The sequence below is a fragment of the Streptomyces sp. 11-1-2 genome (assembly GCF_003595545.1).
Classification (GTDB): domain Bacteria; phylum Actinomycetota; class Actinomycetes; order Streptomycetales; family Streptomycetaceae; genus Streptomyces; species Streptomyces hygroscopicus_B.
The window spans coordinates 4,105,608-4,126,618 of record NZ_CP022545.1 but is presented as its reverse complement, the minus strand read 5'-3'; the positions used below and the strand labels follow the sequence as shown (position 1 = coordinate 4,126,618).

The window sequence follows — 21,011 nt, the reverse complement described above, 5'->3', positions numbered from 1 at the left end:
ACAGGTCGGCCGTATGGGCACCCCCGTGCAGAGGCCATGGCTCCGCGAGGCATGCGCCGCGCGGAGCCGGGCGGCTCATCCCCCCTGAGATCAGGAAAGGGCGGCCGCTTCCATGTCCACCACCGCGGTGACCTCCACGCCGAATCCCTCCGTCTTCGGTCAATCCGTCACCTACACCGCCAATGTCACCGGCATCACCACCGGGACCCCTCCGTGGGGCGACGTGACCTTCGTCATCACCGGTGGCCCGACCATTGGACCCATAACGCTCACCCAAACCGGGGTCGACTCCGGCACGGCCAGTGTGACCGATTCCACCCTTGCCTTCGGCTCCCATCTGGTCACGGCGAACTTCGTCAACTCCAGCGATCCGGTCGACAATTCGTCCGGCACGACCATCCAGCAGGTCAACCAGTCGGCGACGGTCACCACCGTCACCTTCGTCCCGCCCGCGCCCGTCTGCGGGCAGACCGTGACGCTGACCGCCAATGTGGCGGCGGTGCCCCCGGGCAGCGGCACACCCACCGGTACGGTCACCTTCATCATCAGCGCGGACGGGCCGACGGTGACCGGGGCCCTCGACGGGGCCGGGAACGCCTCCGCCACCGTCCCCGCCCTGAGCGTGGGCACGCACCAGGTCGCCGCGTTCTACAACGGCGACACCAACTTCGCCGCTTCCAACTCGGCCTTGACGCCGCTCACCGTCAACCCGGCGGACTCGACCACGACCCTCACCGTGTCCCCCGCCGCGCCCGTCTGCGGTGCGGAGGTGACCCTGTGCGCCCAGGTGGCGGTGGTCGCGCCGGGCACCTGCACCCCTACGGGCACGGTGACGTTCGCCGTCGACGGTGTCCCGTTCGTCGTCGCCGCGCTCGACGGGAGTGGCCAGGCGTGCGTGACGGCCGGCGACATCCCGGTGGGGACACACACCGTGACGGCCGCCTACAACGGCAACGGGGATGTCGCGGGCTCGACCGGTACGGGAACGGTCACGGTCGGCCAGGGAGCCTCGACCACAACGGTCACGGTGTCCCCGGCCGCACCGGTCTGCGGTGAGACGGTCACCATCTGCGCCCAGGTGACGGTGACGTCGCCGAGCACCTGTACGCCCACGGGCACGGTGACCTTCGTGATCACCGGTGGCCCGACCCTGACGGGCATGCTGGACGGGACCGGCCAGGCATGTGTGACCACCAACGCGCTGACCGCGGGGTCTTACACCGTGACGGCCACGTACGGAGGCGACACGGGCGTCGCGAGCTCCACCGGCTCGGGGTCGGTCACCGTGGGCCAGGGCACGTCGAGCACCGTGGTGAGCGTCTTGCCCAGCCCGACCGTCTGCGGTGAGACGGTGACCATCTGCGCGGACGTGACCGTCGCGCCGCCGAGCACATGCCTCCCCACCGGGAACGTGATCTTCGTGATCACCGGCGGTCCGACCCTGACCGGCGTGCTCGACGCGACCGGCCAGGCATGCGTGACCACCAATGCCATCCCGGTCGGCACGCACACCGTGACCGCCACCTACGAGGGCGACGAGGGTGTCACGGGCTCGACGGGGACCGGCTCCGTCACGGTGAACCAGGCGTCCTCGACGACCGTGCTGACCATCACGCCCAGCACGGTGTCGTGCGGCGAGACGGTCAGTCTGTGCGCACAGGTCACCACGACGCCGCCCGGCACCTGCACCCCGACCGGAACGGTCACCTTCGCGATCGCGGGCGGTCCGACGCTGACGGGCGTGCTCGACGCGACCGGCAAGGCGTGCGTGACCACCAGCGCCATCCCGCCCGGCACCCACGCGGTGACGGCCACCTACTCCGGTGGCACCGGCGTCGCCGGCTCGTCCGCCACCGGGTCCATCACCGTCAACCAGGGCGTCTCGACCACGACGCTGACCATCACGCCCGCCTCTCCGGTGTGCGGTCAGGCGGTGACCCTTTGCGCGCAGGTGACGGTCGTGGCGCCCAGTACCTGCGTTCCGACCGGGACGGTGACATTCACGATCGCGGGTGGTCCGACGCTGACCGGGACGCTGAACGCCAGTGGTCAGGCGTGCGTGACGACCAGTGCGATTCCGGTCGGCACGCATGCGGTGACGGCCGCGTACGCGGGGATCACCGGCGTCGCGGGCTCGTCGGCCTCCGGCTCCGTGACCATCGGCCAGGCCGCGTCCACGACCACGCTGACCATCACGCCCGCCTCCTCGGTGTGCGGTCAGGCGGTGACCCTGTGCGCGCAGGTGGCGGCGAATGCGCCCGGCACCTGCGTTCCGACCGGAACCGTGATGTTCGTGATCACGGGCGGTCCGACCTTGACCGGAACGCTCAACGCCAGCGGCCAGGCATGTGTGACGACAAGTGCCATCCCGACCGGCGCGCATGCGGTGACGGCCACCTACGGGGGCAACACCGGTGTCGCGGGCTCGTCGGCCTCCGGCTCGGTCACCGTCGGCCAGGCGACCACCACGACCACGCTCACCTCCTCGCCGAACCCGTCCGCGCCCGGCCAGAACGTGACCTTCACGGCCACCGTGACCCCGGTGCCGCCGGCGACGGGCACGCCGACCGGGACCGTCACCTTCGTGATCAGCGGCGGGCCCACCCTCACCGGCACGCTCAATGCCTCCGGTATGGCGACGGCCAGCACCAACGCCCTCACCACCGGAGCGCACACGGTCACCGCCACCTACGGCGGTGACACCTGCTTCGGCGGTTCGACCTCACCGACGATCACCCAGAACGTGGTCACGGCGTCGGTCGGGACCACCGTGACCGCCACCCCGGCCACCATCCGGCTGCGGTTCAACGGCACGCTGATCATCCCGACCCTGAGCGCGACGCTGAGGGACGCGTCGAACAACCCGATCTCCGGCCAGACCCTCACCTTCGTCGCCAACTCCGCACTGGGCCCGATCCCGCTGGGCAGCGCGGTCACCAACGCCAGCGGCACGGCGACGCTCAGCAACGTCACCGTATCGCCGACCGTGCTCACCGCCTCGACGTACACCGCCTCCTTCGCCGGCGCCCCGGGTCTGAGCCCGTCGTCGGGCTCGGCCTCGCTGACCTTCCAGCCGATGCCGATCCTCCCGTAAGGCCCTGACCGTAAGAGTCTGAGCACACCCGCACCGCGCAAGTCGCCCGCGCCGGGCCGCCGCACCGCGGCCCGGCGCTGGCCGCGGTGTGCCCGGGGGCGGGCTCGGGACCGGCTCCCCGTCCACCCACCGGCGTCACCGCCGGTCAACGCCCCGCATATGCTCATCCGCATGAGCGAAGCAGCGCAGCTGGACCCCGAAGACCGCAAGATCATCACGCTGGCCCGCTCCGCGCGGGCCCGTAACTCCGTGGCGGAGGGCGCCGCCGTCCGTGATGAGACGGGGCGTACGTATGTCGCCGGGACCGTGGCCCTCGACTCGCTGAAGCTGAGCGCCCTGCGGACCGCCGTCGCCATGGCCGTGGCGAGCGGTGCCACGTCCCTGGAGGCCGCGGCCGTGGTGACCGAGGCGGAGAGCGCGTCGGACGAGGACCGCGCGGCCGTACGGGACCTCGGCGGGGCCGGGACGCCGGTGCTGCTGGCGGGCCTCGACGGCACCCTGCGGGCCACGCTCCCCGCCTGACCGACCGACCGGCCACCGGCGGTCGTACGAGGCCGGGACGACTGGCTGTACGGGGCTCGGGACGACCGGTCGTACGAGGCCCGGGGCGACTGGTCCGAGCGGGCCGGGGCATCGGGGAGAATGGGGTCCATGACTGCCGGTACCTCCCCGTCCCCGACCGAGCAGCGGGAGACCCCGCACCGCTCGGGCTTCGCCTGCTTCGTCGGCCGCCCCAACGCGGGCAAGTCGACCCTGACCAATGCGCTGGTGGGGACGAAGGTCGCGATCACCTCGAACCGCCCGCAGACCACCCGCCACACCGTCCGCGGCATCGTGCACCGCCCCGACGCCCAGCTGGTGCTCGTCGACACCCCCGGTCTGCACAAGCCGCGCACCCTGCTGGGCGAGCGGCTCAACGATGTCGTGCGCACCACCTGGGCCGAGGTCGACGTCATCGGCTTCTGTCTGCCCGCCGACCAGAAGCTGGGCCCCGGTGACCGCTATATCGCCACCGAGCTCGCGGGGATCAAGAAGACCCCCAAGATCGCGATCGTCACCAAGACCGATCTGGTCGAGTCCAAGCAGCTGGCCGAGCAATTGATCGCCATCGACCGGCTCGGCACGGAGCTGGGCTTCGAATGGGCCGAGATCGTCCCGGTGTCGGCTGTCGGCGACAAGCAGGTGGGCCTGCTGGCGGATCTGCTGGTCCCGCTGCTGCCCGAGGGCCCGACGCTCTACCCCGAGGGCGACCTTACCGATGAGCCCGAACAGGTCATGGTGGCCGAGCTGATCCGGGAGGCCGCGCTGGAGGGCGTACGGGACGAACTGCCGCACTCCATCGCGGTGGTCGTGGAGGAGATGCTGCCCCGCGAGGACCGCCCCGCGGACCGGCCGCTCCTCGACATCCACGCCAACCTCTATATCGAGCGGCCCAGCCAGAAGGGCATCATCATCGGCCCCAAGGGACGCCGCCTCAAGGAGGTCGGCACCAAGTCCCGCAAGCACATCGAGGCGCTACTGGGTACGCCAGTCTTCCTCGACCTTCATGTGAAGGTCGCCAAGGATTGGCAGCGGGATCCGAAGCAGTTGCGGAAGCTGGGGTTCTGAGCCTGGCCCACGCGGCCGCGGAGACGGGGGTTCTGAGCCCCCGTTGCGCGTCCCTACGCGCCTTCCTTCAGCACCGTGCGGATCAGTTCCCGCTGGGCGTCGCTCAGATGGGGGTCCGCGGCGTGGACGGTGCGGCCGTCGACGGTGATCTCGTACTGGAAGCCGTCGGGGACGCCGCGGGCGGCCGTGATGTGGCCGGTCTCGACGGCCTGGTGGGCCAGGGCGTCCAGATGCGTGGCGTCGGGCCGGCCGGTGGTGTCCAGCTCGGCCCGGCGCTCGATTCCGGCGAAACCGCCGGTGCGGGTGACGGAGATGCGCATGGCTCCATCACTACCCGATGGCGTGCTCTAGCGCGCGCCCACGCGGGCCCGCAGATCGGTGATGCCCACCCCGGCCCACGCCTCCTGCACCGCCGTCTGCTCCTCGCCCTCGCCGTAGCGGGCGTGCGCCGCGGCCACCGTAAGGTGGGCGAAGTCGGTGAACTCCGCGTCGGAGGCCAGATCGCCGCCGGTCAGCACGTCGAACCAGATCTGCCCGGCGCGCTCCCAGGCGTTGCCGCCCAGGGCGGTGGCGGCGAGGTAGAAGGCGTGGTTGGGGATACCGGAGTTGATGTGGACGCCGCCGTTGTCGCGTGAGGTGTGGACGTAGTCGTCCATCGTGCCCGGCTGCGGGTCCTTGCCCAGCACATCGTCGTCGTACGCCGTGCCCGGGGCCTTCATCGAGCGCAGGGCCACTCCGGTGACCCGGTCCGTCAGCAGCCCCGCGCCGATCAGCCAGTCGGCCTGTTCGGCGCTGTGGCCGAGCACATGCTGCTTGACCAGTGAGCCGAAGACGTCGGACATCGACTCGTTGAGCGCCCCGGACTGGCCGAAGTACTCGAGGTTGGCGGTGTACTGGGTGACGCCGTGGGTGAGCTCGTGGGCCATGACGTCGACCGGGATGGTGAAGTCCAGGAAGACCTCGCCGTCCCCGTCGCCGAAGACCATCTGCTCGCCGTCCCAGAAGGCGTTGTTGTAGTCCTCGCTGTAGTGGACGCTCGCGTTCAGCGGCAGGCCGGAGTCGTCGATCGAGCGCCTGCCGTACGCCTTGAGGAAGAGCTCGAAGGTCGCGCCGAGCCCGTCGTAGGCGCGGTTCACCGAGTCGTCCCCGCTCGCCTGGTCGCCCTCGCCGCGCACCTTCTTCCCCGGCAGCGAGGTCTTGTGGTGGGCGTCGTAGATGGTGCGCTCGGGCTTGTCGGAGGGCGCGGCGGCCCGCGCGGCGGGGACCCCGCGCACGGTGGTGATCCGGCGGCGGGTGCGCTGCAGGGCGTCGTGCTCCAGGGTGCGGCGGGCGAGATCGGCCAGCGAAGCGTCCTCGGCATGGGACAGCTTGTCGAGGACATGCGGCGGCACGATCGTGCAGAAGGTGCCGCGGCGGTGACTGCGGGCCTGCGCGGGGGCATTGGCGTTGGCGTCCATGGCTGGCAATGTCGCACCGTGTGAGATGGGTGTCACGCCTTGCGGTCATGATTGCTGAAATCGAGTGGAAGATGTGTATTCCTCCGCAGACCATGTTTCGGTCCGCATGGTGATACGGGTTCCGCCGTGCCGGTGCGTCTCGGTTAGGCTGCTCAGCATCATGCGTTTCGGGCTGCTTCTTCTTAGCTGCCGCGGCGAGGGCCTGTAGTCGTAGGCCGACCCCCTCCCCGCGGAGTTCGGCGTTGCAGTGATCACGCCCTGTCGGCCGCCCCAGGACTCCGCGACAACGGATTCGTCCTGTGGACAGCGGATTACCCAAGGAGCCCCGCGCACCATGACGACTCACTCCGATACGCCCGGCCATTCCCAGACCTCCGGTAGCGCCGTCGGGCGTCCCACGCCCCTCACGGCCGCGACCGTCACCCAGCGCCCCTCCGGTATGCCGATCCACAAGTATGGCCAGTACGAGGCCGTCGACATCCCGGACCGCACCTGGCCGGACAACCGGATCACCGTCGCCCCGCGCTGGCTGTCCACCGATCTGCGGGACGGCAACCAGGCGCTGATCGACCCGATGTCCCCGGCCCGTAAGCGCGAGATGTTCGACCTGCTGGTGCGCATGGGCTACAAGGAGATCGAGGTCGGCTTCCCCTCCTCCGGCCAGACCGACTTCGGCTTCGTACGGTCGATCATCGAGGAGGGCGCGATCCCGGAGGATGTGACGATCTCCGTCCTCACCCAGGCGCGCGAGGAGCTGATCGAGCGCACCGTGGAGTCGCTGCGCGGGGCGCACAGGGCCACCGTGCACCTGTACAACGCCACCGCCCCCACCTTCCGCCGCGTCGTCTTCCGCGGCACCCGGGAGCAGGTCAAGCAGATCGCGGTGGACGGCACCCGGCTGGTGGTGGAGTACGCCGACAAGATCCTCGGCGATGAGACGGTCTTCGGCTACCAGTACAGCCCGGAGATCTTCACCGACACCGAGCTGGACTTCGCGCTGGAGGTCTGCGAGGGCGTCATGGACGTCTGGCAGCCCGAGGCGGGCCGCGAGATCATCCTCAATCTGCCGGCCACCGTCGAGCGCTCGACCCCGTCCACCCACGCGGACCGCTTCGAGTGGATGTCGCGCAATCTCTCCCGGCGCGAGCACATCTGCCTGTCGGTGCATCCGCACAACGACCGCGGCACCGCCGTCGCCGCCGCCGAGCTGGCGATCATGGCCGGGGCGGACCGGATCGAGGGCTGTCTGTTCGGGCAGGGCGAGCGCACCGGCAATGTCGACCTGGTGACGCTGGGCATGAACCTGTTCTCCCAGGGCGTCGACCCGCAGATCGACTTCTCGCAGATCGACGAGATCCGCCGCACCGCCGAGTACTGCAACCAGATGGAGATCCACCCGCGCCACCCCTATGCGGGCGATCTGGTCTACACCTCCTTCTCCGGCTCCCACCAGGACGCCATCAAGAAGGGGTTCGAGGCGCTGGAGGCGAGCGCCGCCGAGCAGGGCAAGACGGTGGACGAGATCGAGTGGGCGGTCCCGTACCTGCCCATCGACCCCAAGGACGTCGGCCGCTCCTACGAGGCCGTGATCCGGGTGAACTCCCAGTCCGGCAAGGGCGGCATCGCCTATGTCCTGAAGAACGACCACAACCTGGACCTGCCGCGCAGGATGCAGATCGAGTTCTCCAAGACGATTCAGGCCAAGACCGATGCAGAGGGCGGCGAGGTCACCCCGGGCCAGATCTGGGCGGCCTTCCAGGACGAGTACCTGCCGACCGACGACAACCGGTGGGGCCGGATCGCGCTGAGCAGCGCGCAGACGTCGACCACCAGCGAGGGCACCGACGCGCTCACCGTCGAGGCGGTCGTGGACGGCGCCGAGACGGTGCTGACCGGCACCGGCAACGGCCCGCTGGCGGCCTTCTTCAACGCTCTGGCCTCGATCGATGTGGACGTACGGCTGCTGGACTACTCCGAGCACACCCTGAGCGAGGGCGCCGCGTCCCAGGCCGCCGCGTACATCGAATGCGCGATCGACGGGCAGGTGCTGTGGGGTGTCGGGATCGACGCCAACATCGTGCGGGCCTCGCTCAAGGCGGTCGTCTCCGCGGTGAACCGGGCGCGCCGGTGATTTTTCCGGTGCGTAGATGATCTCTCATCCGGCGGATCCGACGGGTCCATCACCCCGTTGACCTTGTCACCCACACGGGCCCCGTTCACCATGCGAGGTGGGCGGGGCCTCGGGTTTGGCCTGTTGTCTCCGTTCGGGGTACTGACGTCACATCATGGATGTGGCTAGCATCACGTCAACGCGGCAACGTGGCCGAAGCGTTATGGAGGTGTGACGTGGTGCACCGGCGAGCCCGCCGTGACCGGGACCTGTGTGTGGTAGGAGTGCGCACTCTGTGGCGGACCGTCGGCGATGGTGAGTTCTTCTGCCCGGAATGCGGAGGTGACCGCAATTTCCGCCGCCGTACCGGCCGCCGTCGCATCGTGCTGCTCGGCCTGCCCGTGCTTCCACGCGGACCGGTCGCGCCCATCGTGGAATGCGCGGCCTGCGGCGGCCGCTACGGCACGGAGGTGCTCGACCACCCCACGACCATCCGCTTCTCCGCGATGCTCCGCGACGCGGTGCACACCGTGGCCCTCGCGGTCCTCGCCGCGGGCGGCACCGAGGCGACGGCGGTCCGGCAGGTCGCGGTCGGCGCGGTGCGCGCCGCCGGGTTCGCCGACTGCAGCGAGGACCAGCTCCTCGCGCTCATCGAGGCGCTGGCCGCCGACACCGGGCGGCTCCCGGGCGCGTGCGGCGAGCGCGACGGTCTGGACCCGTGCGGTACGGCGCTGGCCATCGAGCTGCATGAGGCCCTGGAGCCGCTGGCCCCGCATCTGGCCCCCACCGGCCGGGAGGCCATCCTCCTGCAGGGCGCCCGGATCGCCGTGGCCGACGGCCCGTACCGCCCGGCCGAGCGCGCGGTCCTGGAAACCGTCGGCCGGGCCCTGATGATCTGCCCCGACGACACGGCCCGGCTGCTGGCCGCGACGCGGGCGGCGTTCTGAAGGCGCCACGAGGGCAGCCGTCCTGAAGCCGCCACAAGGCAGCCGTCCTGAAACCACAAGGGCGGCGCTCTGAAACGGAGATTCCGGTTCGCCTCCCTACTCCCCAGGGAGTAATCGGCCCCGTCCCGCCCCCGGCGCAGTAGCCGCCATCTCCGTCGTCGGCGCGACGTATCGGCGCCCCCGCGCCGGAAGCCTGGGGGCATGCAGACGACATCGTCAGGGATCCCGAGCGATCCCCATCAAGCGGACACGGCGCCGCCCTCCGCGGCCGGGCCGCCCGCCGGGCCCGGCGGCAAGGGGCGCCGCTCACTGCCCTGGGCGCTCATCGCGGGCTGGGTGCTGCTGCTCCTCGTCGCCGTCCCCTTCGCGGGCAAGCTCGAGGGCGTCAAGCGGGACACGGCCGTCGACTACCTCCCGGCGGGCGCCGACTCCACCCAGGTGGCGCGGCTCCAGGAGCGGCTGCCCGGTGGCGACACCATCGACCTCGTCCTCGTCTACCACCGCGACGGCGGGCTGACCGATGCCGACCGTAAGGCGGCCGGCGGGAAGGTCGCCGAGGTGGCGGGGCGCCACGACATCGTCGGTGGGCAGGCGCCGCGCGCCATACCGTCCAAGGACGGCACGACCCTGATGTATCCCATGGCGCTCACCGGCGTGACGGACGAGAAGGAGCGGGCCGAGGCCGTCAAGGACGTCCGCGCCGAGCTCGCCTCCCACCCCGAGGGCCTGAGCGTCCAGGTCGGCGGTCCCGGGGCGCTCAGCGCCGACTCGCAGGAGGTCTTCGCCTCCACCGACGGCACGCTGATGTTCGCCACCGCCGGGGTGGTCGCCCTGCTGCTGATCATCACCTACCGCAGCCCCCTGCTGTGGCTGGTTCCGCTGGGGGTGGTCGGCGTCGCCGCCATGGCCGCGATGGCGATCGTCTACGGCCTCGTCCAGGGCTTCGACCTCGTCGTCACCAGCATGAGCTCCTCGATCATGACGGTGCTGGTCTTCGGCGCGGGCACCGACTACGCCCTGCTGATCGTCTCCCGCTACCGCGAGGAGCTCCGCCGCCACCGCGCCCCGTACGACGCGATGCGCGAGGCCCTGCGCGGCTGCGGTCCGGCCGTGCTCGCCTCCAGCGGCACCGTCGCCGCCGGGCTGCTGTGTCTGCTCGCCGCCGACCTCAACAGCAGCAGCGGACTGGGCCCGGTCGGCGCTGTCGGGGTCGTCTGCGCCCTGGCGGCCATGATGACGCTGCTGCCCGCGGTGCTGGTGCTGCTGGGGCGGCGGGTGTTCTGGCCGCTGATCCCGGCCTACGGCAGTGAGCCGCGGGCGACCCGGCGCGGGTTCTTCGAGGCGATGGGCGGCTCGGCCCGCCGCCGGCCCGGGGCCGTCCTCCTCGGCGGTGCCGCACTGCTGGGCGCCCTCGCCATCGGCGTGCTCAATCTCCCCGGCGACCTCAAGCAGGAGGACACCTTCACCGACAAGCCCGAGTCGGTGGCCGCTACCCAGACCCTCGCCCACGCCTATCCGGACAGCAGCAGCCAGCCCATCAGCGTGCTGGCGCGCACCGCGGGGGCGGACGAGGTGCTGCGGCGGGCGCGCGACACGGAGGGGGTCGCGCGTGCGGACCGCGGGCGCAGCGGCGGCGGCTGGACGGAGATCGACGTCTTCCCCCAGGGCGCCCCGCAGTCGGCCGGAGAGACCGCCACCCTGCACGCCCTGCGCTCCGGTCTCGTACGGGTCGAGGACGCCGACGCGGTGGTCGGCGGGCCCAGCGCCCAGCAGCTCGATCTGAAGGACACCAACGCCCGCGACCGGATGCTGGTCATCCCGCTGGTGCTGATCGCCGTGCTGCTGATCCTCGCGGCGCTGCTGCGCAGCCTCGTCGCGCCGCTGGTCCTGGTCGTCGCCGTGGTCGCCGTATGGGGCGCCGCGATGGGAGTCGGCGGGCTCTTCTTCGACCCGGTCTTCGGCTTCGCCGGGGTCGACCCCGGGCTGCCGCTGCTCTCCTTCGTCTTCCTGGTCGCCCTCGGCGTCGACTACGGCATCTTCCTGATGCACCGGATGCGGGAGGAGTCGCTGCGCGGGGCGGACGTCCCGGACGCGGCCGTGACCGCGCTGCGCACGACGGGCGGGGTGATCGCGTCGGCCGGTCTGGTGCTGGCGGCGACCTTCGCGGTGCTGGCCTCGCTGCCGATGGTGATGCTGGTCGAGATGGGGTTCGTGGTGGCCGTCGGCGTGCTGCTCGACACCTTCCTCGTGCGGACGTATCTGGTGACGTCGGCGAGCCTGCTGCTGAAGCGGTGGGTGTGGTGGCCAGGTGCCCTCTTCCGCCGTACGCCCGCCTCGTCGGTCTCGTCCGGCTCGCCCGCCTCGTCGGCCTCCTCGGCGTCGGCAGGCCAGGGCGGCGCCTCCGGCCCCGAGGCCCGTCCCGAACCGGCCGTACGCGGCGGCTGAGGCCGCCTCTGAGCCCGGACCGGCCGCACAGGGGACGGCCGGTCCGGAACCCCCTGCGCACCGCCCCCTCCGCACCGCCCTTTCGTACCGCCCTATGGATCGGCCCGAGGCGGATCCCCGAGGATGGAGCCCGTGCCCGCACCTTCCGCGACCCACCCCGCGACCGCCCCACCCGCGCGCTCGACCGCGCACTTCACCGCCCACCGCGCGGTCGCCTCCGTGCTGCGCGCCCTGCACAGCGGCCCCCGCCCCGCCGAGACCCGGGACGAGGCCCGCAGGCGGCGGCGGGTGGATGCCGGGATCGCCGCTGCGGTGCTGGTCCTGCAGATCACGCTGGCCCTGCTCAACTTCGATCGGAACGGCCATCGTCCCGACGCGATCGGCTGGGCGCTGCTCACCGCCAGCGCCGTGGCGCTCGTCGGGCGGCGGCACAGCCCGATGGTGGTCACCGCGGCCGTGGTGCTCATGGTCGGGCCGTACCACGCCATGGGCAACGTCCATATCGCGGTCGTCCCGGCCGGGCTCCTCGCCGTCTACACCCTCGCCGTGATCGGCCCGCCGCTGCGGTCCTTCCTTACGGTCGGCCTTCTGCTCGCGAGCATGGTGACGACGATGGCCCTGGGCAGCAACCTGCGGGCCGGCGCCGACATGCTGCGCAGCTCCGGCTGGGTGCTGTCGGTCGTGGTGATCGGCGAGGCGGTCCGTATCCATCGTAAGTACATCGCCGCCATCCTGGAGCGGGCCGAACGCGCCGAGCGGACCCGCGAGGAGGAGGCGGCCCGGCGGGTCGCCGAGGAACGGCTGCGCATCGCGCGCGATCTGCACGATCTGCTCGCGCACAGCATCACCCTCATCGGCGTCCAGACCTCCGTCGCGGCGCATGTCCTGATCGCCGACCCCGAACGGCTGGACCGCGAGGCGATGGCCAAGGCACTCGACGCGATGGCCGACACCTGCCGGGACGCCCGCGCCGAACTCCGGGCCACCCTCCAGGTGCTCCGCGGGGGCGCGGACGGCGACGCCGACCGCGCGGACGAGGAGGACATCGGCCCGCTGCCAGGGCTCGCCGGACTCGCCGACCTGGCCGCGGCGGCGGAGGCGGCGGGCGTACGCGTGGACCTTACGGTCGGCGTGGAGGGAGTCGAGCTGTCGCCCGCCGTGGGCGCCGCCGCGTACCGGATCGTGCAGGAGGCCCTGACCAACGCCGTCCGCCACGCGCCCGGCACACGGGTGCGGATCACGCTCGTACGGGACGAGGGGGAGCTGTGCGTCGCCGCCGTGGACGACGGCCCCGACGGCGACGGTGAGCCCCTTACCACGCCCACCGAACCGGGCTATGGCATCGTCGGCATGCGCGAGCGGGCCCGCAGCGTCGCGGGCACCCTGACCGCCGGACCGCGCGAGGACGGCCCAGGCTTCGCGATCAGGGCCGCGCTGCCGTGGGGCAGGGGCGGCGCGCCCGGCGGCCGTACGGGCACCGGACAGACCGCCGCAGCGCCCAGGGAGGCCACCGCATGACCACCGCACCGGACCCGGCGCCACGGACCAGCCCAGCGGACCCGGCGTCAGGCCCCGCCCCAGTGGGCCCCGCCCCCGGGACCACCTCGCCGGATCCCGCCGCCGGAACCACCCCACCGGATCCCGCCTCCGGGACCACCCCCTCGGATCCGGCGTCCGGGACCGCCGCGCCGATCAGGGTGCTGCTCGCCGACGACCAGAGGCTGGTCCGTTCCGCCTTCGCCATGCTGGTCTCCTCGGCCCGCGACATGAATGTGGTCGGGCAGGCGGGCACCGGCCGCGAGGCCGTCGAACTGGCCCGCACCGCCCGCGCCGACCTCGTGGTCATGGACATCCGGATGCCCGATCTCGACGGCATCGAGGCCACCCGCCGCATCGCCGCCGACGAGGACCTCGCCGGTGTCAGGGTCCTCGTCCTGACGACCTACGACACCGACGAGCACATCGTCGAGGCGCTGCGCGCGGGCGCGTCCGGCTTCCTGGTGAAGGACACCCGGCCCGCCGAACTCCTGGACGCCATAAGGACCGTGGCGGCGGGGGAGTCCCTGCTCTCGCCCGGCCCCACCGCCCGCCTCATCGCCCGCGTCCTGCGGCTCCCGGACGCCCCGCCGCCCGGCGCCCCGGCCCCCGCCGCACTGGCCGCGCTCTCCGAGCGCGAACGCCAGGTGCTCGCCCTCGTCGCCCGCGGCCTCAACAACGCCGAGGCCGCCCAGACCCTCGGCCTCTCACCGCTCACCACCAAGACCCATGTCAGCCGCATCATGGGCAAGCTGGGCGCCCGCGACCGCGCCCAACTGGTCATCGCGGCCTACGAGTCCGGCCTGGTCACCCCGTCCCGCTCCTGACCGGGCGCCCTGCCCCGGGCGCCCCCGCTCCACACGCTCCCCCCGTCAGCCCACCTCGCGCTGCCCCCAGCCCTCCCGGTACGCCGCCCAGTCCTCGTCCGTCGCCGCGTAGTCCACGTACAGCGCCACCCCGAAGCGCTCACGCCGCCGGTCCTCGCGGCCGAGGCCGAGCCGGGCGCCGCGGACCGCCGCCGGGACGGTCTCGGCCCAGGCGTGACGGCCGAAGTTGTTGGTGTGGTAGCCGGGGAGGCCCATCAGGAGATCCGTGGTCGGCGGGGTGACCTCGAGCGCGAGTTCCGTCTGCTGGGCCACATAGCCGCCGTAGAGGCTCTCCATCGGCATCGAGGTGTCGTACGACATCACCGCGATCTGGTCGACCCGCCGTGCCACCTGCCCGAAGTACGACTGCGACCACCACTTGGGGTGGCCGGTCAGGAACCCCGCGACCGAGTGCAGGGCGGGCAGCGGGTCGATCTGGTGGGCCGCGACCGACAGCGGGACGTGGCGGGGACGGGTGAGGGCGTGCAGCGCGTCGAGGAGGGCGAGGTAGGCGCGGTCCTCGGAGTGCAGCGGCTCCAAGTCGAAGTGGACGCCGTCGAACCCCGCGTCCAGCACCTGGCGCGCCGAGGCCACGATCCGCGTGTGGTTGTCGCCGTCGGCGAGGCTGAGCCCGGTCGGGCCCTCGGTGTCCAGAACGTCGCCGAGCCATGCCTGGACGCGGACGCCCGGCAGTTCGCGGTGCACCGCCTTCAGCAGCCACCCCGCTTTCGGGTAGCGCCCTTGGGGCAGGGTGCCGTCATGTTCCAACGGGCCCGCGTGGACGTACAGATCGCGGATCCCGGTGCCGCGCACCCGCCGCACCAGCCCTTGGAGTTCGGCCTCGCCCTTGCGACCGTCCACCCAGGCGTGTCCGAGCCATACGGCGTCCCGGCCCCGGGTCTGCGTACCGGGCCCGGGATCGCCCGCGTACAGCAGCCGCAGGGAGATCCCGGCGGCGAGTACGGCCAGCACCAGGCAGCCGACGAAGGCGGCCACGATCCGCTTGGGCCATTTCAGCCGCGGATGGCGCCAGCGCCGCAGGAACGCCTTGCGCAGACGCCGGAGCGAGGCGCGCCCCTTGGCCAGAGGCTTCGATATATGAGGTTTGACCACGGAAGGGAGGGTAACCAGAGCGGTGCGAACGCGGTTGCCCGCACGAGGGCACGGCTACCCGGCCCTTCCCCGGCCTGCCCCCGTCCCCGGTTCGCCGCGGGCGGCCGTCGTCGGGCCCGCGCCTGCCCTCCGCCGTTCCGCGCTTGCCGCGCTTACATCTTGTCGCTCGGGATTTCCTTGATCTCGGCCGTCGGGGCGTTCTTCTTGACGGATTCGACGCCCTTCTGCGCGGCCGACTTGGACTCGTAGGCTTCGCCGACGGCGATGATCTCGCCGTTGCCCGCCTTCAGCCGGAAGCGGTGCTTGCCGCCCTTGTCCTCGTAGATCTCGAACTTGCCCGCCATGGATGCCACCTCCATTAGCCGCACCGACCCCCTCAAACCACCGTAGAGCGGGCGATGCGGCCTCGCACTCTCGCATCAGGGCGCATCAGAGGGGCGTCAGGGCCCATCGAGGCCCATCGAGGTCCAATCGAGGCCCATCAGGGTCCAATCAAGGTCCATCAGTCCCATCACGGAGCGCCGAACAGCGCGCGGCACGGCTCCAGTCCGGCCATCTCGACCGGGGTGGCGCGGTGCTCTTCCCAGGCCGCGCGGTCCAGCCGCAGCCGTTGAATGGTGCGGGCCTCGCCCCTTACGGCGACCACGGACAGCCCGTCGGGGCGGTAGCCGAGCCGCCGGGAGACCCCCAGCGAGCGGCCGTTCTCCACCATCGCGCCCGAGGTCAGCGACAGCGCGCCCAAGCCCTCGAACGCCAGGTGTGCCACCGCCGCCCGCATCTCCGTGCCCAGGCCCTTGCCCTGATGGGCGGCGCCCAGCCAGGAGCCCGTCTCGGCCTCCCGCGTGACCGCGAATTCGGTCGCGAACAGGTCCTGCCGCCCGATCACCGCGCCCTCATGCAGCACCGCGAGGCTCAGCGCCCACTTCTCCGGCCGCCACTCGGCGATCGTGCCCAGCAGATGCTGGAAGGAGCTGCGTCCGCGCTCCTCCGGGGGCGCGTCGGTCCAGGGAATGCTGAAGGGCATCTCGGCCGGGTCGTGTACCCCGTCCGCCGCGACCGCGGCGAGTTCGTCGAGCAGGGGGATGTCGGGAAGCCGCAGTTCCAGGCGCGGCGTACGAAGGCGAAGCCCGTACAGGGGCCAGTAATGGGGGTCCATGACGGGAGACTGCCGGACGTACGGCCGCCGCGTCGAACCAATTACGGGCTCATTCGTCAACCCATGTTGACGGCGGGCGGGGCGTCAACCTACATTGACAGCATGACCGAAGCAACGGATCTCGCCGAGCGCGCGGGCGACCGGGACCCCCGGGTCGGACTGCGTGCCGTCGCCGCGCTGCGCCGGTTGCTGGAGCAACTGGAAGCCGTGCAGGTGCGCGGCGCCCGTGCCCAGGGCTGGTCGTGGCAGGAGATCGCCGCCGAACTGGGCGTCAGCAGGCAGGCGGTCCACAAGAAGCACGGGAGGCGTTGATGTTCGAGAGGTTCACCACCAGTGCCCGCGAGGTCGTACGCGGCGCCGTCCGCCACGCGGAGGACACCGGGGCCGACACGGTCGGCGAGGCCGAGCTGCTGCTCGCGCTCCTAGACCGTACGGACAGCGGCCGCACGGGCGGCGGCGGTGCCGACAGCGGCCGTACGGAGGACGGCGGCAGCCATACGGAGGTTCCCGGCGGCCGTAAGGGCGGCGGCCGTGCCCGCGGCGACCGTAAGGGCAGCCCCGCCGCCGAGGTTCTCACCGCCCTCGGCGCGCACGGCCGACGCGCCTCGATCGAGCGGGCCCTGGCCGAGGTCCGCCGACGCGGGGGCATCACCGGCGCCGATGTGGAGGCGCTGGCCGGGCTCGGCATCGATGTGGACGAGATCGTCGCGCGGGTGGAGGAGGCCCATGGCGTGGGCGCCCTCGCCACGGCCGGATCCACCCCCGACTCCACCCCCGATTCCGCTCCCGGATCCGCCTCCGCACGCGCTCCCCGCCGCGGCAGGCGCCCCCTGCGCCGCCCGTTCTCCCGGGAGACCAAGTCGGTGCTGGAGCGCTCGCTGCGGATCGCCCTCGCCCGCGGCGACAAGCACATCGGGGATGAGCATCTGCTGCTCGCCCTCACCGCCCGCCCCGGTGTCGCCGCGCATGTCCTGGCCGACCACGACGTGACGTACATCCAGGTCGAACGAGCCCTCGCCGCCCGCGCCACGAAGGGCTGACCCGGGAGCCCGCCCCGCGCGAGGGCGCACAATTGGTTTGCTCCCGCACCGTGTTGGGACGCATCCTGACCCGATGTTGATCCGACGAGAGACCCGCTCCGACATCGACGCCATCCGGGCCGTCACCTCGGCCGCGTTCGCGAAGCCGGACACCTCGGATACCCCGGACACCCCGGTCCCGGTCGAGACCGCGCTGCTGGACGAACTCCGGATCAGCGACGGCTGGTTGCCCGCCCTGTCGTTCGTCGCCACCGGCGACCGCGACGAGGTGATCGGACATGTCGTCTGCACCCGTGGCCATGTCGGCTCCGACCTGGCCCTCGCCCTCGGTCTCGGACCGCTCAGCGTGCACCCCGCCCATCAGCGCCGCGGCGTCGGCCAGGCGCTCGTCCACGCGGTGCTCGGCGCCGCGGACGCCTTCGGTGAATCGCTGGTCGCCCTGCTGGGCAGCCCCGCCTACTACGGCCGGTTCGGCTTCCGCCCGTCGACCGACTACGGCATCACGGCCCCGGACCCGGCCTGGGGCGAATACTTCCAGGTCCGGACCCTGACCGCCTATCAGCCCACCCTCAAGGGGGCCTTCGCGTACGCCGAACCGTTCAACCACGTCTGAGCCCGCAGCCCGCAGCCCGCAGCCCGCAGCCCGGAAGCCGGCCCAGGCTGCCGGTCGGCGACAACGGCAGGGCGCGTTGAGGTGATTCCGTCACGCGTTCTGCGCCGCGCGCTGCTCCAATGCCCGCGAGACGGCGCGGGCGATGGATTCGTCGATGCGTTCGCCGATGGTGGCTTCGACGAACTCGGCGAATCGGGCCACCACTTCGGGCCCGGCGCCCTCGGGGGAACCGGCGTCGAAGGGCGGCTGGGGGTCGTATTCCATGGCCAGCTGGGCGAGTTTCGCGGCGTCCTCGCCGAGCACGCGTGCGATGAGGGTGAGCCCGAAGTCGATACCCGCGGTCACACCGCCGCCGGTGACCCTGTTCCTGTCGATGCACACGCGCTCGCTCGACACCTCGACGCCGAACCGCGCCAGTTGGTCCCGCGTGGCCCAGTGGGTCGCGGCCCGGTAGCCGTCGAGCAGGCCCGCCGCGGCGAGCGCGAGCGAGCCGGTGCAGACCGAGGTGATGTACGAGGCCGTACGCCCATGGTGCGCGAGGAAGTCGAGCGTGGTGCGGTCGAGCAGCACCTCGTCGACGCGTCCGCCGGGTACGAACAGGATGTCCAGGTCGGCGGGGCAGTCCTGGAGGGTGACGGTCGGCAGGACGGCCAGGCCGATGTCGGACACCACTGGTTCGAGTGAGTGCGACACCAGGTGGACCCGCATGCCCGCACTCGCGAAGGCCAGATGCGGACCGACGAAGTCGAGCGTCGTATGCCCTCCGTACAGCAGCATGCCGACGTCCATCGGACGTGCGCCCGCGCCCGCCTGCGGGCCGTTCTCCTGTGTCGTCGTCTCGCCTGCCAACTCGATCCTCCGTGGTGTGCCGAAAGCGCGTGGAATCGCGCTTTTCAGCAGGTTATGCACGGGCGGTGGCATCAACCACGAGCGTTTCTGCCGAGCCTCCACGGATTCTCGCCAGTCGGCTGTCGGAGGCACGGGCTACGGTGGGTTCTGGGTTCGTTGTTGCACCCCTTGAGCCTTTCGGTCGAGTGCGTCGAGTGCGTCTAGTACGAGGAGAATCCGGAGTGACCCCCGAAAAACTGCGGTCCTTCTGCCTCTCCTTCAACGCGGCGGTGGAGGAGTTCCCGTTCTCCCGCCACCCGGAGGTCGCGGCCTTCAAGGTGGTCGGCAAGATCTTCGCCCTGACGACGCCGGACGCCCGCCCCCTCACGGTGAATCTGAAGTGCGACCCGGCGGACGCGGGCCGGCTCCGTGAGGGGCATCCGGAGCTGATCATCCCGGGGTGGCATATGAACAAGCGCCACTGGAACACGGTGACGGTCGACGGCGGCCTCCCGGACCGGCTGGTCCGGGAGCTCATCGAGGACTCCTACGACCTGGTGGTCGCGGGGCTGCCGAAGGCCGAGCGCCTCCGGCTCGACCGCCCATGAGGGTTTCCAACGGCGGACGCCGGGCCGGTCTCAGCCGAACTGGCCGGGCTGGTAGTCGCCGGCGGGCTGTTGGACGATGACGTTCAGGCGGTTGTAGGTGTTGATGATGGCGATGATGGCCACCAGGGCGGCGAGCTGTTCCTCGTCGTAGTGCTTGGCCGCGTTCGCCCACGCCTCGTCCGTGACCCCACCGGCCGCGTCGGCGATGCGGGTGCCCTGCTCCGCCAGCTCCAGGGCGGCGCGCTCGGCGTCGGTGAACACCGTGGCCTCCCGCCAGACCGCGACGAGGTTGAGGCGCGTCGAGGTCTCCCCGGCCTTCGCGGCATCCTTGGTGTGCATGTCGGTGCAGAAGCCGCAGCCGTTGATCTGGCTGGCGCGGAGCTTCACCAGCTCCTGCGTCGCGGCCGGCAGCGCCGAGCCCGTGACCGCCTTGCCCGCGGAGTTGATGTGCTTCAGGAACGTGCCGAGGAGCGGGTTGCCGAAGAGGTTCAAGCGAGCATCCATGGTGAGCTCTCCTATGCCGTTGCGGTGGCTGTGGTGACACCTCCCTGACGGAACGGTTCGGGGAGATGTGACAGGACCGCATGTGACCTGCGTCTCCCTCACAGCGGCGAGGCGGCGAGGCGATGAGGCGGCGGGTCAGCGGGCGAGGCGGGGGAAGAGCGCCTCGGCGTTGCCGCGGTCGATGGCCTCGGCCTGCCCGGGGGCGTAGTCGGGGTAGGTCTCCAGGTAGTGGTTGTAGTAGGTCCCGGCGTCCTGGGGCGCGAAGGGCCAGTCGCTGCCGTAGAGGACGTGACCGGGCTCGGCGAAGGCCAGCAGCGCGGGCAGGGCGCTGGGGCTCGCGGACAGCGCGGTGTCGAAGTAGAACCGCTTCAGGTCGCGCAGGATGTCCCCGGCCTCGCGCTCGCGGTCGACGACGGTGGAGGTCAGGCCGGAGAAGCGGTACGCGGCGTAGGGCAGGAAGCCGCCGCCGTGGGAGAGGATCACGCGCATGTCCGGGTAGCGGCTCATGACGCCGTTCAGCACCAGGTTGAGGGCGGTGCGCGTGGTGTCGAAGACGTAGTCGGCCAGCGGGGCGGGGGTGCCGGGCAGGAGCGGCATCGGCGGCTGGGCGGGGTGGACGAAGACGGTGGCGCCGCGGCGGTCGATTTCGGCCCACAGCGGTTCGAAGTCGGGGTCGCCGAGGTAGCGGCCGTGGGCGTTGGACATCAGGACGACGCCGTCGGCACCCAGGGTGTCCAGCGCGTGCGCGGTCTCGGCCAGGGCGGCGTCGACGTCGGGCAGCGGGACGCTGGCGAAGTGGCCGAAGCGGCCGGGGTGGTCCCTGACGACCTCGGCGCCGTACTCGTTGACGGCGCGGGCGAGGTCGCGCGCCTGTGCGTCGCTGCCCAGGTGGACGCCGGGGGAGGTGACCGACAGGACGCCGGTGGCGATGCCCTGCTGATCCATCATCGCGATGGCGTCGGTCGGGCTCCAGGCGGGGATGGCCCAGCCGCCGGAGTCGAGGCCGTGCGCGGCGAGGGTCTGGGCCCAGATGGGCGGGACGATGTGCTGGTGGACGTCGATACGGGCGGGGAAGGTCATGATGAT

Annotated in this window: 20 protein-coding genes; 12 read left to right on the top strand and 8 right to left on the bottom strand. The window is 71.7% G+C overall.

All coding sequences use genetic code 11. The features are described 5' to 3' along the window. Positions 1–112 precede the first annotated feature (112 nt). From CGL27_RS17610 to era, 3 genes are all read left to right on the top strand, one after another. A complete protein-coding gene (locus CGL27_RS17610) occupies positions 113–3,094 on the top strand; it encodes an Ig-like domain-containing protein (protein WP_119988287.1) in 2,982 nt (993 codons plus the stop codon). A 171-nt stretch (positions 3,095–3,265) separates the two neighbouring features. Next, positions 3,266–3,616 (top strand): cytidine deaminase, encoded by a 351-nt coding sequence (locus CGL27_RS17605; RefSeq protein ID WP_078647413.1) that lies wholly within the window; start codon positions 3,266–3,268, stop codon positions 3,614–3,616. 129 nt (positions 3,617–3,745) lie between these two features. Then, a complete protein-coding gene (era, locus tag CGL27_RS17600) occupies positions 3,746–4,702 on the top strand; it encodes a GTPase Era (RefSeq protein WP_107439062.1) in 957 nt (318 codons plus the stop codon). Between the two features lie 53 nt (positions 4,703–4,755). Here era and CGL27_RS17595 read toward each other — a convergent pair whose 3' ends face one another. Together CGL27_RS17595 and CGL27_RS17590 are read right to left on the bottom strand one after the other, a co-directional pair. Further along, positions 4,756–5,022, bottom strand: coding sequence for a protealysin inhibitor emfourin (locus tag CGL27_RS17595; RefSeq protein WP_078641349.1), 267 nt, complete (start codon positions 5,020–5,022; stop codon positions 4,756–4,758). Positions 5,023–5,049: 27 nt separating this feature from the next. Continuing rightward, positions 5,050–6,159, bottom strand: a complete 1,110-nt coding sequence (locus tag CGL27_RS17590) for a M4 family metallopeptidase (protein ID WP_119988284.1) — start codon at positions 6,157–6,159, stop codon at positions 5,050–5,052. Between the two features lie 334 nt (positions 6,160–6,493). Here CGL27_RS17590 and leuA point away from each other — a divergent pair, with 334 nt between their 5' ends. From leuA to CGL27_RS17565, 5 genes are all read left to right on the top strand, one after another. Continuing rightward, complete coding sequence (leuA, locus tag CGL27_RS17585; RefSeq protein WP_078641347.1) at positions 6,494–8,290, top strand: 2-isopropylmalate synthase; 1,797 nt, start codon at positions 6,494–6,496, stop codon at positions 8,288–8,290. A gap of 215 nt (positions 8,291–8,505) precedes the next feature. Then, positions 8,506–9,216: a TerB family tellurite resistance protein gene (locus CGL27_RS17580; protein WP_119988281.1), complete on the top strand. Its 711-nt coding sequence runs from the start codon at positions 8,506–8,508 to the stop codon at positions 9,214–9,216. 201 nt (positions 9,217–9,417) lie between these two features. Next, the gene (locus CGL27_RS17575; protein ID WP_119988278.1) at positions 9,418–11,661 is read left to right on the top strand and encodes an MMPL family transporter; all 2,244 of its coding nucleotides are present in this window, start codon (positions 9,418–9,420) and stop codon (positions 11,659–11,661) included. Between the two features lie 123 nt (positions 11,662–11,784). Further along, positions 11,785–13,179, top strand: coding sequence for a sensor histidine kinase (locus CGL27_RS17570; RefSeq protein WP_119988275.1), 1,395 nt, complete (start codon positions 11,785–11,787; stop codon positions 13,177–13,179). Next, positions 13,176–14,024, top strand: coding sequence for a response regulator (locus CGL27_RS17565; protein WP_276147864.1), 849 nt, complete (start codon positions 13,176–13,178; stop codon positions 14,022–14,024). Before CGL27_RS17570 ends, CGL27_RS17565 begins: the two co-directional genes overlap by 4 nt. 45 nt (positions 14,025–14,069) lie before the next feature. Here the strand turns inward: CGL27_RS17565 and CGL27_RS17560 are convergent, their stop codons facing one another. The 3 genes from CGL27_RS17560 to CGL27_RS17550 all read right to left on the bottom strand — a co-directional run bounded on the left by CGL27_RS17560 (position 14,070) and on the right by CGL27_RS17550 (position 16,332). Continuing rightward, positions 14,070–15,176, bottom strand: coding sequence for a hypothetical protein (locus tag CGL27_RS17560; RefSeq protein WP_119988274.1), 1,107 nt, complete (start codon positions 15,174–15,176; stop codon positions 14,070–14,072). Between the two features lie 152 nt (positions 15,177–15,328). Continuing rightward, on the bottom strand, positions 15,329–15,520 hold the full coding sequence (locus tag CGL27_RS17555) for a YegP family protein (RefSeq protein WP_078647411.1): 192 nt from the start codon (positions 15,518–15,520) through the stop codon (positions 15,329–15,331). 167 nt (positions 15,521–15,687) lie between these two features. Beyond that, on the bottom strand, positions 15,688–16,332 hold the full coding sequence (locus CGL27_RS17550) for a GNAT family protein (RefSeq protein WP_119988271.1): 645 nt from the start codon (positions 16,330–16,332) through the stop codon (positions 15,688–15,690). A gap of 102 nt (positions 16,333–16,434) precedes the next feature. On the opposite strand from CGL27_RS17550, the gene CGL27_RS17545 reads away from it, so the two are divergent. The 3 genes from CGL27_RS17545 to CGL27_RS17535 all read left to right on the top strand — a co-directional run bounded on the left by CGL27_RS17545 (position 16,435) and on the right by CGL27_RS17535 (position 17,985). Then, complete coding sequence (locus tag CGL27_RS17545; RefSeq protein ID WP_078641341.1) at positions 16,435–16,644, top strand: helix-turn-helix domain-containing protein; 210 nt, start codon at positions 16,435–16,437, stop codon at positions 16,642–16,644. Next, entirely contained in the window at positions 16,644–17,372 is a 729-nt protein-coding gene (locus CGL27_RS17540; protein WP_240450537.1) for a Clp protease N-terminal domain-containing protein, read from the top strand. The genes CGL27_RS17545 and CGL27_RS17540 overlap by 1 nt, the downstream gene beginning before the upstream one ends. 73 nt (positions 17,373–17,445) lie before the next feature. Further along, positions 17,446–17,985 carry an N-acetyltransferase gene (locus CGL27_RS17535; protein ID WP_078641339.1) on the top strand — a complete coding sequence of 180 codons (540 nt, stop codon included), beginning with the start codon at positions 17,446–17,448 and terminating at the stop codon, positions 17,983–17,985. 90 nt (positions 17,986–18,075) lie between these two features. On the opposite strand, the gene CGL27_RS17530 is transcribed toward CGL27_RS17535, so the two are convergent. After that, positions 18,076–18,834: a DJ-1/PfpI family protein gene (locus CGL27_RS17530; RefSeq protein ID WP_205587714.1), complete on the bottom strand. Its 759-nt coding sequence runs from the start codon at positions 18,832–18,834 to the stop codon at positions 18,076–18,078. Positions 18,835–19,055: 221 nt separating this feature from the next. On the opposite strand from CGL27_RS17530, the gene CGL27_RS17525 reads away from it, so the two are divergent. Beyond that, positions 19,056–19,421, top strand: a complete 366-nt coding sequence (locus tag CGL27_RS17525) for an MmcQ/YjbR family DNA-binding protein (protein WP_119988265.1) — start codon at positions 19,056–19,058, stop codon at positions 19,419–19,421. 30 nt (positions 19,422–19,451) lie between these two features. Here the strand turns inward: CGL27_RS17525 and CGL27_RS17520 are convergent, their stop codons facing one another. Together CGL27_RS17520 and CGL27_RS17515 are read right to left on the bottom strand one after the other, a co-directional pair. Next, the gene (locus CGL27_RS17520) at positions 19,452–19,925 is read right to left on the bottom strand and encodes a carboxymuconolactone decarboxylase family protein (protein ID WP_119988263.1); all 474 of its coding nucleotides are present in this window, start codon (positions 19,923–19,925) and stop codon (positions 19,452–19,454) included. Between the two features lie 135 nt (positions 19,926–20,060). Next, entirely contained in the window at positions 20,061–21,005 is a 945-nt protein-coding gene (locus CGL27_RS17515; protein ID WP_119988260.1) for an amidohydrolase family protein, read from the bottom strand. Between the last annotated feature and the right edge of the window lie 6 nt (positions 21,006–21,011).